We start from the raw sequence: 12,121 nt of genomic DNA on the forward strand, positions 1-12,121 counted from the left end.
TTATGTACAAGAATAAAACAATTACAGCCCTTTTACACCTGCTAGTTTGGTTAACACTATTTAGTTTGCCTTACTTGTTGTCTTATGGTGAAGAACAAGAGTTAGATAGAGTTAAAGCACATTTCTGGATCCCTTTAGTATTTTCTGTTATTATATTCTACTTCAATTATTTTGTCTTAGTAGATCGCTTTTTGTTCCCTAAAAAAATGCTACAGTTTATAGTTGTAAATGCAGCAATGATTACCTTTTTCTTGTTTTTAAAAGAATATATTGAAGATAATTTCTTTCAACAGATTCTAAAAAAACGACTTGAGAACTCAAACAGAGTTGCGCCGCCATTTAAAATGGCTATTTACATACAAGTCTTATCTTATATGGCGCCACTGTTGTTTTCAATTGCTTTAAAAACGACAAAACGTTGGAATAAAACCGAAGCGGAACGTAAAGAAGCAATGCATGTAAAGTTAAAGTCCGAGTTACAGCATTTGCATTACCAATTGCAACCGCATTTCTTTTTTAACTCCTTAAACAATATTTATTCTTTAGTTGATATTTCACCAGACCAAGCCAAATCGTCTATACATAGTTTAAGCAAACTAATGCGTTATATGTTGTACGAAACTAATTTGGAAGTGGTGCCACTTACTAAGGAAATCGATTTTCTTAAAAAGTATATCGATCTAATGAAGTTAAGGCTATCAGACAAAACAACTGTGAGTTATAGTTTTCCTATCAAAGAAACAGGCATTCAAATAGCGCCGTTGTTATTTATTTCCTTAATCGAAAATGCATTTAAACATGGTGTCTCTGCGACTAAAACAAGTAATATTGATATTAACATGACTAGTGACGACAACACCGTTTTATTTTCAGTGGAAAACAATAATTTCCCGAAGAAAACTGACGATAAAAGTGGCTCTGGTATCGGACTTCAAAATTTAGAAAAACGATTAGAACTGTTATACCCAGATAAATTCAGCTTTAAAACAATTGTAAAAGACGACCGTTTTTTAGTCACTTTAAAAATTGAAATCAACTAAACATGAGCAACTTTAAAATCACCTGTAGTATTGTAGACGATGAACCTATGGCGCTCAATTTAGTAGAAAGTTATGTAGAGAAAACTCCGTTCCTAGATCTAAAAAACAAATTTAGTAGTGCGATTGAAGCGATGGAGGTGCTTAAAAGCAATCCTGTAGATTTACTCTTTTTAGATATACAAATGCCAGATCTTACAGGTATTGAGTTTTCTAAAATGTTGCCTAAAGAAACTCGTGTTATTTTCACTACAGCCTTCGATCATTATGCCTTAGAAGGTTTTAAAGTTGAAGCGATAGATTATTTACTAAAACCGTTTGATTATGCTGAATTTTTAGCAGCAGCCAACAAAGCCAATACCTGGTTTGAATTGGTAAAAGGGAAACGAGAAAGCATCCTGTCTAAAGAAAAAGAATTCCTCTTTGTAAAATCCGAATACAAGCAACTACGGGTCAAATTAGCAGATGTCTTATACTTTGAAGGCTTAAAAGATTATATTAAAATATGGTTAAAGGACAATCCAAAACCTATTTTAACCTTAATGAGTTTAAAATCGTTAGAGGAAGAACTACCCGAATCTCAATTTATGCGTGTGCACCGATCATTTATTGTATCCTTACATAATATAGATGTTATTGAACGCAGTCAGATTATCATTAACGAGCAACGTATAACGGTATCGGAGCAATACAAATCTAAATTCTTGGAGTTTATCAATAATAACTCCTTATAATAACAAATCTTTTTCATGTTTCGTCTATAGAACACCTCAATTAGGAGGTAAATAAATTGGGTTTGTATATTCTTTTTCGCAATGCCATGTAGTCAAATTTCATTTGCACCACCAATAGAAAGAAATCTTAGAAACATGAAAAAAACAATACTATCATTAACTGTGGTTGCTGTATTCTTTAGTTGTAATAGTGTAAAGGACGTTAACACATCAACGCTATCTCAAGCAGCAACGTTATTAAGCTCATTAAGTTCTAATTTATCGGTGCAGCAAATCACAACTCTGTTTAGTTTATTAGACACTAATAATGATGAAGTAATCAGTTTAACAGAGGCAATTGGTTCTGTTTCTGAGAATTTTAATGTGTTAGATACAGATAGCAATTCAAGTTTAAATCTAACTGAATTAACAGGCTTATTAAGTTTATTAAAATAAATACCCTAGTTTATTTAATAGCTGAAAAGGGTGTGCTTGTATTTAGCATGCCTTTTTTTATGACTAATAATTATGGCTTAAGTATAAACTTTAAGATGTCTATATCGATATAGTTTTCTTGTTCGTAGATACAATTGTAGCAACCGTCTATTTGCTTTTTATTTCATAAATAATACAAATACCTTTAAACTATCAATTACAAATAAAGTCTTATTTAAAGATTAAAAAAGTTGAACATATTAAAAACTAAAATTATGAAAGTACTTATCAAAACAATAGTATTGTCAGCATTGGTGCTGATAGGAATGTCAACACAGGTTTCAGCTCAAACAAAACGAAGTAATTCTAAAACAGTAACTACGACCACAACAAAGCGAATTAGCGCCATTGCAAAAAAGACAACATACAATAGAATTTCGAGTTCAAAAGTAACCTACAAAAAACCGACTAAGAAAGTGGTATCCGTAAGATCGGTGCCGAATAGAACGGTTGTGACACATAATGGTCAAAATTACTATTATGGAAATAATAAGTATTATACCCAATCTAGAGGACGTTACATTGTTATAGCACCAAAGGTAGGGTTTAGAATAAAAACGTTACCTGTTAACTATAAACGTATTAGTTATAATACGCGTAACTATTACAACGCACAAGGTATCTTTTATGTTCAAATAAATAATGAATATGAAGTGGTAGATCCAGAAGTAGGCACCGTTGTTTACGAGCTTCCAGAAGATTACGAAAAAGTAACCATAGACGGACAAACCTATTACGAATATGCCAATATACTTTACGAAAAAGTACAAGTAGATGGCACAAGAGCTTATGAGGTTGTTGGTATTATAGATATAGAATAGAACAAAGAATGAATTAGATAGATTAGATTAGTTGTTTAGAAGAGAAGGAGGGTAGTTTTAAAAGCTATCCTCTTTCTGTTTCTAAGTGTAAAACAGAGTTGAAAATTGAGTATTAGTTTTTAGAATTATCCAAGCCCCATTGGTCTAAGTTTCTTAAAATAGCTTCTAAAGATTCTCCTTTAGAGCTTAATTTGTATTCTACTTTTGGAGGTACAACGGGAAAAATAGTTCGTTTAATTAGTCCATCTTTTTCTAACTCTCTAACCGTTTGTGTAAACATTTTATTAGAAATGCCTGGTATTTTCTTTTGTAATATTCCAGAGCGCAGTCCTCCTTCTAGTAAATGAAATAAGACTAGAGGTTTCCATTTTGTTCCTATTAAACTCATGGTGAAATTTAAAGGGCAGTTAATTTCTTTTTTCAAAATTATGTTTTTATAATGTTGGCAATCATTATTTTACTCGTTTTGGTAACTATACTACTTTTTAGTAAGTTATTGCCAATATGGCAAATATAGATTAATTTTGTAATCTAAATTATAAGTTATGACTATAAATAAAAATTACCCGAAATCATTTTCACATATTGGGATCACAGTCCCTGATATTAAAAAAGCCGTTAAATTCTATTCTGAAGTTATGGGCTGGTACATTATTATGGAACCTTCAACCGTTAAAAAAGAAAGTGAAACCGCTATTGGTCTCATGTGTATTGATGTTTTTGGAGACGATTGGGAAACGTTTGAAATTGCTCACATGTCCACGTCAGACGGTATTGGTATTGAGTTGTTTTCTTTTCCGAATGGAGTAAAAGAAGCACCGGAGTTTAATCCTTTTAATACAGGACTTTTTCATTTCTGTATTCAAGACCCAGATATCGAAGGTTTGACTAAAAAAATTGTGGATTACGGCGGGAAGCAACGTATGCCTATTCGTGAGTATTATCCAAATGACAAGCCTTATAAAATGGTGTATGTTCAAGACCCTTTTGGGATTGTATTTGAGATTTATACACACAGTTATGAATTAACGTATTCTTCTGGAGCTTATGCGAAGTAGGTCACTGCAGTTAAAGAAGCTATTAATAGTTTTATTCAGAACGATGGTTGTATTTTAATTCCTCTGAATGTTTTTAAATATGTTTCAGCGAATATTTAATGGGGTGAGGTATTAGCTTCGGATAATTTATTAAATATATGATGCTTTGGACAAATATGAGACATAGAAAAACTAACTTTGCGCTTTACTAGGTGTAACTATCTGTGTCGAGTGATTTAATACGAATTAATACTACTATGGAGCAATCAGAATTTTTAGAAAAAAATATATTTATAGATTTAGAAAATGTGAATGATGGGTTTGACGATGTGTCTATTCATTATTTTTCGGAAGCAGATTTTGCAACCGTTCTTAAAAGAGCTGAGCATTTTGGGCTTAGTATTTATAAAATTGAACCGTCATTAGAAGGTAAGGCATTTAATGTTGCTGATCATGATGCTTTTAGAAAGAAGGCCACCGATCCAAAATGGTATACTAAGGCCTTTTCAGACTTTAAGAAACTTCAAGAAGGATTGGTATATTCTGCGGCTTACAAAGTTTCTAAAAAGCTTTTAGACCGCGAGTAAGATTTTATTGATCTCACATTTTTAAATTTATGAACTACCAAGATGTTTTTATAGAGTTCTGGGAACTGGTAAAGCAAAGTATAGAAGATCGTACTTTTGCAAAACTAACTATGGCTAAAACTATAGGTAAACCCGAATTAAAAAATATATTTCTTAGACCAATCTATGATAAAGATGATTTTAGGGTGATGCTTAAATACAGTTTTAGGCCAAGAGAAACTGAAGACATCGAAGAAGAGATAGCTTTAGAGGAAGCATTAATTATTTTAAAAGCACATTTGAAAACCTCTTTTTTATCGGTTATATTATTTAGTACTACAAAAGATGTTGCTTTTAAAGTGAATAAAAAAGGAATAGGTAGTATTACGGAAAGTTCGCCTACGTTTAAAAACGTGATGCAGGCTTAGATTAAAACTAGGCGCTCATTTGTTGCTAGATATATCATAATAATTTTAAAATTTTATAGAATCCCGCGTCTTTGACTTGGGATTTTTTTTAGTTTAAAACAACACAAGTGCATATCATTTAGATTACTTAGTAGCTATCTAAGTTTAAGTCTATATTTATAAAAATCAAGGATTATTCATAAAAAAAAACAAATTAAATATATATTGCAAGATGTAATCAATTCTCTAAAATGTTTGCCTCTTTTTATGAATAGTTTATTTAAAGTATCTATTTTAATCCTATTAATATGCATGTTTTCAGAAGGGTCTTCACAAAATATGCATATAGTATCGAAGTTTGAAAAAATTAAGATTCTTAAGGATTCATCTTTTGCGAATGAAATCACTATCAATTTTCCGTATAGTGAAGAGCCAAGACTTTATCCTATTTTTTATGACATAGAACTAGAGAAGGTATCAGATATTGAGCTTTTTGAGAAAAAAGGGAGGCGCCTAAAAAAGATAGCCTTAAAAAAGATCAAAGAAGAGCAAGTTGATTTAGATTTTATAACAAGTCAAAAAGTGAAATCTGTCTTTATTCCGGCAGAAATAGAAGTACAATTAACCTATACAGTGACGTGTAACGAATTAATGTATTTTTCAAGATTGCCGTTGTTTTCATATAATCAGATTGATACTTTAAATTATGAAATAGATATTCCTCATGAGTTTGAACTAAAGCATAATACCATTCATAAAGAGTTATTAACATCTCATTCGATCGATTCAACTAATACAGAAAACAGTTGTTTATGGAAAATAAAAGTGTCACCGATGAAAGTAGAGCCAGACCCATTGCAGTTTTTTGGGATTTATAAAAACATGAAAGTGCCATTAATGCGAATGTTAGTCATGCCTAAATCGTATAAAAACCAATCTACTAAATATATGAATGATTGGTATTTTGAAAATGTATTACCTCAAAAAGGCTTAAATGCAGATGTAAAGCAAAAATTAGATGAATTAACTTATGGAGTTTCGGATTTATCAGAAATAGTTAATATTATTTATGACTATGTTAGGCGTAATTTTAAATATGTAGCCATAGAAATTGGGATGGGGGCATTTATTCCCTCACATGCTAATACTGTTTTTCTTAACAAAGAAGGGGATTGTAAGGATCTTTCAAATTTTTTGTCAGAAGCATTACAGTACAAAGGTATTATTAGTGATTTGGCTTTAGCTGCGACTTTCGATCATATTAGTGATTGTGATTTTCCATCATTGAGTTCTGCTAATCATGTGATTTGTGTAGCGTATATTAATGATACAAAGATATTATTAGATCCAACAGATCCCATACATGTTGAAGGTACACCTGTGCAAAGTCTTCAAGATCGCACAATATTAATTGTCAATGCCGAAGGTGGTTCATTTTATAAGGTAGAGCGGTTTAGACCAAATGATAACAAAATTAATTATCAATTAGATTTAAAAATCAACCCAAATAATGATTTGATAGAAGGAGACTTTCAAATTAATTACAAAGGAGTTTCTGGTAATTATTTAAGACGCCTTAAAGATTATGAAGGGCAAAAGGATTTTGCGACATCTAGCAACACTTTTTTTGAAGGGATTTTAGGAAATCAAAAAATATCTAATTTAGTCATGGCAGATGTGCCAGAAGAATTAGAGTTTAAAGGAGATATTTCTATTAATGGAAAAACGTTTAATGATGGTTCAAGCAGATATTTGTTTGTTGATTTTCTACCAAGGTTAATAGATGTGGAGAGTAGAGAGACACTGATAGAGGGCACCTATTTAAATAATACGTTTCATAAAATAGTCAATGCGCGAATCAAACTAAACGAGTCTATTGAGTTGTTTGAGTCCATTGAGCATTATTATGAAGAAGAAGGTGTGTCATTAAAAGTGACTATTAATGCTGTTTCTAATATGGAAATTGAATATTATTACGATTTCGTTTTCGACCATATTTTTGTGGAAAAGGAAAATATCAATGCTATTAATAAAATTTTGAATTCATTTAAAACGATAATTAATGAACCGATTGTTCTCAAAAAACTTAAAGGCTAACATATTTATTATAGGTATAAGTTTACTCTTTTTAAGTCTTAAACCTTCAGAAGTAAAAACAGAAGATCCGTTTTTAGAGCTTTGTAAGAATTCGGATGCTTATTATTTACATTCTTACAGAGATGTTACGTATGCAAAAAACTGGCTGAGATACAAAATGTATGTGTCAGTTAATAATAAGTTAGTTGTCAATACGACGAAGGGGGTAGAGGATTATGCTTTTTTAAATTTAGATGAATATGTTAGTAATCATTTACAGACAATTAAAATTAGAACTCTAAAGGCAGATGGTTCTGTTGTAGAGCTAGATTCTAGTTTGGTATTTAAACGAAGTTCTGAAAGAGAGAAATTTGGTACTATAAGCTATCCTGTACCGGCAGTTGAGCCTGGAGATACCATTGAAACCTCATATGTGTATTATAAAAATTTAAAAGAATCGGAGTTGTTGAATTATGTTGATTTATATTCAGATTTACCGAGTGTAAATTCGCAATATTCAGTAAAAACGGGTACGAATTTGTTAGTGCGATATAAATCTTATAATGATTTTCCAGAGCCAAAAATAGTGAGTAATGATTCTATTATTTATTTACAATTTTCAAAGGATAAAATTGAAGGTGTAGTTAAAAATGACTTAAACTGTTTGCCGTGTGAAAAACCATACTTGTATTATACATTAGAAAATAAAGACAGTGAATTGAAAACTTGGAAGGATGTATATAACATAGAGTTTAATTTTCTTACGCAACCAATGGCCTTAGATTCTGATAGGTCATCGTATTATAAAAGATGGAAGCGCAGAGTGATTGGAGCTGCTCAAGACAGCTCTAAATATTACAAGTTTAATTTATTGCATAATGAAGTCTTAAATAACTTTACGATGCAACCGACAGATGGAAACGAGTTTATAAAATCGAATGGTTATTTTTTAAAGGAGCAGAGGTTCGATCCGTTCAGTATTAGACGATTTTACAGGCAGCTATTAGAAGATTTAGAGATTGACTATTGGGCTGTATTTGGTAGAGAAAAACGTTTGGGGCCAATAGATACCCACTTAATTAGAAAGGGTGAATTTGGACACATATTTTTTGCTTTTGAAAATGAAAATGGTCATCTAAAGTTCTTATATCCTCACGAAGATTTTTATATGTATCAAATTGATGAAATTCCTACAGCTCTTTATAATACTGAAGCTGTATTGGTTAAGTCTTATTATAGTAGTAAGAAAAAGAAGAAAGATAAATTTATTGATAGAGATTTAAAACTAGCAGAAGTTGATTCGGTAGCTGTGAACGTCATTGATTTGCCAGAAATGAATTCAAATCATAACAACCTTAATCAAACGATTTACGGTAAAGTAGATATTGAACAAAAAACGACAGCCTTTAAATATAGGTTTAGGGTTTCGGGAGGGCCGTCAACGGAATTGAGATCATTTTTTAGTATACTTAATCAAAATGAAGAAATAAGTGATTTTTACGATTCTTTAACCGAATTTGAGGGTGAGGACAATACCATACAGATCGACACTGTCTTTAACAGAACTCTAAATAGTAATAAGCCATTTACTTATATAATTAACGGTGAGGGTACTTTAAATAATGCAGTGACATTTATTAATGATAGTTTAGTTAGTCTTTCTATTGATAAATTGATTAACCATAAAACGATAGAGACTAATTCGGAGACTTCTGAGTTGAGCTATTATTTAGACTTTAGTTACTCTGATATCTTAATGTTTAATTTAGAATTTCCATGCGCTATAGAGGTATTAGGTATCGAAGATGGTAATATTAAATTTAATAGTGATGTTGGAGACTATACATTTGAGGCAAAAACGATACAGGACAACCAACTTAGAGTAGACTCTTATTACAATGTCTTAAAGAGTACAATCTCAAGTGGTGAATTTGAAGACTTGAAACTGCTAAATGAGCAGGTGAAAAGTGCAAAAAACAAAAGATTGATTATTAAATTAAAAAGGACTTAGTTGTATGTTGATTAATTGCTAGTATAAATATTTGAGAAGCGGCGTTCTAACTAAATTTTTATATATCGTAATGGCTATTGAATTCTTGCGCATCTATGATGAGTCATGCGTATGTGTTATGGAAGCTACGTAAGACATATTTGCTTTTTCTTAATAAGAATTGAGCCGAAAATCTTAGTGCTAATCATTTCAAAAAAATATAATCCAAGTATTCCACTAATTAACTACATTTGCAATCGCAAAATTTGCGATTAAAAATTAACAAGTTTCCCGCTTTTGTGGGAACGAAAAACAAGTTTTTCGATGAAAGCTGGAATTGTAGGATTACCAAACGTAGGAAAGTCAACCTTATTTAACTGTTTATCTAATGCAAAAGCGCAAAGTGCTAATTTTCCGTTTTGTACAATAGAGCCTAATATTGGTGTGGTAAATGTACCAGATCCAAGATTACAAAAATTAGAAGAACTCGTTAACCCAGAGCGTGTGTTGCCAGCAACTGTAGAGATTGTTGATATTGCAGGTTTAGTAAAAGGGGCTTCTAAAGGTGAAGGTTTAGGGAATCAGTTCTTAGCTAATATTAGAGAGACGGATGCTATTTTACATGTATTACGTTGTTTTGATAATGATAATATTGTGCATGTTGATGGTAATGTAAATCCTATTAGAGATAAGGAGACTATCGATATGGAACTGCAGCTTAAAGATCTAGAAACAGCTGATAAGAAGTTAGAAAAAGTGAAGCGTGCTGCCAAAACAGGTAATAAGGAAGCGCAGAAAGAAGAAGCAGTACTTTTAAAAATAAAGCAAAATTTAGAAGCTGGTATTTCGGTAAGAGCTTTAGAGTTTTCGGAAGAAGATTATGAAGAGTTTGTAAAGCCATCACAGTTTATTACAGATAAACCTGTAATGTACGTATGTAACGTTGATGAAGGTGCGGCGACTACAGGAAATGCTTATGTAGATAAAGTAAGAGAGGCCGTTAAAGATGAAAACGCTGAGGTTTTAGTTTTAGCAGTTGGTACAGAAGCAGATATTAACGAATTAGACGATTACGAAGAGCGTCAGATGTTTTTGGCTGATATTGGTTTAGATGAACCTGGTTCTGCTAAATTAATTCGTTCAGCTTATAAATTGTTAAAGCAGCAAACGTATTTTACTGCGGGAGTTAAAGAAGTAAGGGCTTGGACTGTAAATATAGGTGCAACAGGTCCACAAGCGGCAGGAGTTATTCATACCGATTTCGAAAAAGGATTTATTAGAGCGGAAGTTATTGCTTACAACGATTTTGTAGAATTTGGAAGTGAAGCTAAAGTAAAAGAAGCTGGTAAAATGCGAGTAGAAGGAAAAAACTATATCGTTAAAGATGGAGATGTAATGCATTTCTTGTTTAATGTGTAACTTGCATAAATGATAAATTATTTTAAAAAGATAAGCTTTAAACAGATTTTATTTTTTTTGGTGTGTGTGTTAGTTGTAGAATTTCTACTGCTAAAACAGACACCTTTTTTTTGGGATGGTATTAGTAAATCTTCCCGCGCTACTTGGATTTATGCTAATGGCTTAACAGAGTTTATTGTCCCAACAGATCACAATTCTGGTCATCCCCCTTTATGGATTGCTTTATTGGCTGTTTTTTGGACCATTTTTCAGAAAGCGCTTTGGTCTTCAAGATTATTATTGCTAATTGTTAATATTGGTGTGGTTTGGCAAATAGTACTGTTTTGTAAAACTAATTTCTTGAAAACGGTGTCTGCATTTGCAGTTTTGGTCGTGTGTTTAGAGCCTACGTTTGTAGCTCAAACGACTAATTTAAATAACGATATGCTATTGTTGTTTTTTACGTTACTAAGTTTAAATGCGCTTATCAAAACTAAATCAGTACTCTTTTCTTTAGCGTTGACAGGTTTGCTATTTATCAATCTTAGAGGTATTTATATAGTGATAGCTATAGTGTTAATTCATGTTGTTTATTCGCGCTTAAAATTGATAGAAAACGAGAGATCTATCTATTTAGCATATGGAATTGCTCTTTTAAGTTTTGTAGTATTTTGTTATTTTCAATATGAAAAATTAGGTTGGTTTTTAATCACGCAGAAGGAAAATTATAATATGCAGAGGCAATCTGTAGGGGTGAAACAAGTGCTGATTAATAGTATAGTGTATGTAAAAAGTTTTCTAGAATACGGACGCTTTATTGTTGCCCTATTTTTGTTGCCTCTCTTAGTGAGATATATTAAAAACAAAACGAATAGAAGCATTAAAATTGATAGAATAGCCATTGCCTTTTTTGTGTTTGCATTTATCTTTTTTATAGGTATGGTGCCGTTTTCTAATCCGATTGGTGATCGGTATTTTATGATTTGTTACTTATTGGCAATCATCTTACTTATCAACTTAATAGCACATTATAATCTAGTTAATAAATCGTTAATCTATTCTATTATTGTGCTTATGTTTGTTTCAGGCCATTTTTGGATTTATCCTGCGACGATTTCTCAGTCTTGGGATAGCTCATTAGCGTATTTAAATAGTTATACGGTTGAGGATCAAATGGAAGATTATATTGATTCCGTTGGAATTAAGACTTCAGAAATAGGTACAAGAGTTCGGTTTAATGAACGGAACTTTTCAGAATTTAAAGTTATAACAGAAACGGATCGCTATGCTGATTTTAATTTAGCAACAAATAAATTCATACTGCTATCTAATATAGATAACCAGACTAAAGACGATGAGTTAAATGAAATTATGAATAATTGGAAATTGGTTAAACGTTATTCTCAGTTAGGAGTTTTTATGTCGTTGTACGAAAGAGAGTAATTGATAGCTTGTTTGTCTTTAAAAGTATTCGAGAATAGTCTTAAAAATGATAAACGGTCGTGTTTTAGAGATTGATTTCGTAAAACCTAATGTTCTCAACATATTAATGCCGTTTTGTTAATTACTTTACCGCTTCCT

The 12,121-nt window shown here is 31.5% G+C and carries 12 protein-coding genes; 11 read left to right on the plus strand and 1 reads right to left on the minus strand.

Features of this window, described 5'->3' with window-relative positions:
- The first annotated feature begins 2 nt into the window (after positions 1-2).
- The 4 genes from BLT80_RS10085 (at position 3) to BLT80_RS10100 (ending at position 3,066) form a co-directional block, all read left to right on the plus strand.
- Positions 3-1,040 (plus strand): sensor histidine kinase, encoded by a 1,038-nt coding sequence (locus BLT80_RS10085; RefSeq protein ID WP_092467535.1) that lies wholly within the window; start codon positions 3-5, stop codon positions 1,038-1,040.
- 2 nt (positions 1,041-1,042) lie between these two features.
- The gene (locus BLT80_RS10090; RefSeq protein ID WP_092467537.1) at positions 1,043-1,771 is read left to right on the plus strand and encodes a LytR/AlgR family response regulator transcription factor; all 729 of its coding nucleotides are present in this window, start codon (positions 1,043-1,045) and stop codon (positions 1,769-1,771) included.
- Between the two features lie 135 nt (positions 1,772-1,906).
- The gene (locus BLT80_RS10095; protein ID WP_092467539.1) at positions 1,907-2,206 is read left to right on the plus strand and encodes an EF-hand domain-containing protein; all 300 of its coding nucleotides are present in this window, start codon (positions 1,907-1,909) and stop codon (positions 2,204-2,206) included.
- 254 nt (positions 2,207-2,460) lie between these two features.
- Positions 2,461-3,066 carry a DUF6515 family protein gene (locus BLT80_RS10100; protein ID WP_092467541.1) on the plus strand — a complete coding sequence of 202 codons (606 nt, stop codon included), beginning with the start codon at positions 2,461-2,463 and terminating at the stop codon, positions 3,064-3,066.
- A 112-nt stretch (positions 3,067-3,178) separates the two neighbouring features.
- Here the strand turns inward: BLT80_RS10100 and BLT80_RS10105 are convergent, their stop codons facing one another.
- On the minus strand, positions 3,179-3,454 hold the full coding sequence (locus tag BLT80_RS10105; RefSeq protein ID WP_092467543.1) for a winged helix-turn-helix transcriptional regulator: 276 nt from the start codon (positions 3,452-3,454) through the stop codon (positions 3,179-3,181).
- 157 nt (positions 3,455-3,611) lie between these two features.
- On the opposite strand from BLT80_RS10105, the gene BLT80_RS10110 reads away from it, so the two are divergent.
- The 7 genes from BLT80_RS10110 (at position 3,612) to BLT80_RS10140 (ending at position 11,983) form a co-directional block, all read left to right on the plus strand.
- Positions 3,612-4,124, plus strand: a complete 513-nt coding sequence (locus BLT80_RS10110) for a lactoylglutathione lyase family protein (protein WP_092467545.1) — start codon at positions 3,612-3,614, stop codon at positions 4,122-4,124.
- 236 nt (positions 4,125-4,360) lie between these two features.
- Positions 4,361-4,690 (plus strand): hypothetical protein, encoded by a 330-nt coding sequence (locus BLT80_RS10115; protein ID WP_092467547.1) that lies wholly within the window; start codon positions 4,361-4,363, stop codon positions 4,688-4,690.
- 29 nt (positions 4,691-4,719) lie between these two features.
- Entirely contained in the window at positions 4,720-5,097 is a 378-nt protein-coding gene (locus BLT80_RS10120) for a hypothetical protein (protein WP_092467550.1), read from the plus strand.
- A 246-nt stretch (positions 5,098-5,343) separates the two neighbouring features.
- Entirely contained in the window at positions 5,344-7,173 is a 1,830-nt protein-coding gene (locus BLT80_RS10125) for a transglutaminase-like domain-containing protein (RefSeq protein ID WP_092467552.1), read from the plus strand.
- Positions 7,139-9,163 carry a DUF3857 domain-containing protein gene (locus tag BLT80_RS10130; protein WP_092467554.1) on the plus strand — a complete coding sequence of 675 codons (2,025 nt, stop codon included), beginning with the start codon at positions 7,139-7,141 and terminating at the stop codon, positions 9,161-9,163. The genes BLT80_RS10125 and BLT80_RS10130 overlap by 35 nt, the downstream gene beginning before the upstream one ends.
- Before the next feature lie 303 nt (positions 9,164-9,466).
- On the plus strand, positions 9,467-10,561 hold the full coding sequence (gene ychF / locus BLT80_RS10135) for a redox-regulated ATPase YchF (RefSeq protein WP_092467556.1): 1,095 nt from the start codon (positions 9,467-9,469) through the stop codon (positions 10,559-10,561).
- Between the two features lie 9 nt (positions 10,562-10,570).
- Positions 10,571-11,983, plus strand: a complete 1,413-nt coding sequence (locus tag BLT80_RS10140; protein ID WP_092467558.1) for a glycosyltransferase family 39 protein — start codon at positions 10,571-10,573, stop codon at positions 11,981-11,983.
- Positions 11,984-12,121: the final 138 nt, after the last annotated feature.

Origin of the sequence: Winogradskyella thalassocola, assembly GCF_900099995.1 — a bacterium.
Taxonomy (GTDB): domain Bacteria; phylum Bacteroidota; class Bacteroidia; order Flavobacteriales; family Flavobacteriaceae; genus Winogradskyella; species Winogradskyella thalassocola.

Bases quoted from the DNA above. Each gene is read 5' to 3' on its own strand.
- BLT80_RS10085 (WP_092467535.1), top strand. From the start codon at position 3: ATGTACAAGAATAAAACAATTACAGCCCTTTTACACCTGCTAGTTTGG.
- BLT80_RS10140 (WP_092467558.1), top strand. From the start codon at position 10,571: ATGATAAATTATTTTAAAAAGATAAGCTTTAAACAGATTTTATTTTTT.
- BLT80_RS10125 (WP_092467552.1), top strand. From the start codon at position 5,344: ATGAATAGTTTATTTAAAGTATCTATTTTAATCCTATTAATATGCATG.
- BLT80_RS10120 (WP_092467550.1), top strand. From the start codon at position 4,720: ATGAACTACCAAGATGTTTTTATAGAGTTCTGGGAACTGGTAAAGCAA.
- BLT80_RS10110 (WP_092467545.1), top strand. From the start codon at position 3,612: ATGACTATAAATAAAAATTACCCGAAATCATTTTCACATATTGGGATC.
- BLT80_RS10105 (WP_092467543.1), bottom strand. From the start codon at position 3,454: ATGAGTTTAATAGGAACAAAATGGAAACCTCTAGTCTTATTTCATTTA.
- BLT80_RS10100 (WP_092467541.1), top strand. From the start codon at position 2,461: ATGAAAGTACTTATCAAAACAATAGTATTGTCAGCATTGGTGCTGATA.
- BLT80_RS10090 (WP_092467537.1), top strand. From the start codon at position 1,043: ATGAGCAACTTTAAAATCACCTGTAGTATTGTAGACGATGAACCTATG.
- BLT80_RS10130 (WP_092467554.1), top strand. From the start codon at position 7,139: ATGAACCGATTGTTCTCAAAAAACTTAAAGGCTAACATATTTATTATA.
- BLT80_RS10115 (WP_092467547.1), top strand. From the start codon at position 4,361: ATGGAGCAATCAGAATTTTTAGAAAAAAATATATTTATAGATTTAGAA.
- BLT80_RS10095 (WP_092467539.1), top strand. From the start codon at position 1,907: ATGAAAAAAACAATACTATCATTAACTGTGGTTGCTGTATTCTTTAGT.
- ychF (WP_092467556.1), top strand. From the start codon at position 9,467: ATGAAAGCTGGAATTGTAGGATTACCAAACGTAGGAAAGTCAACCTTA.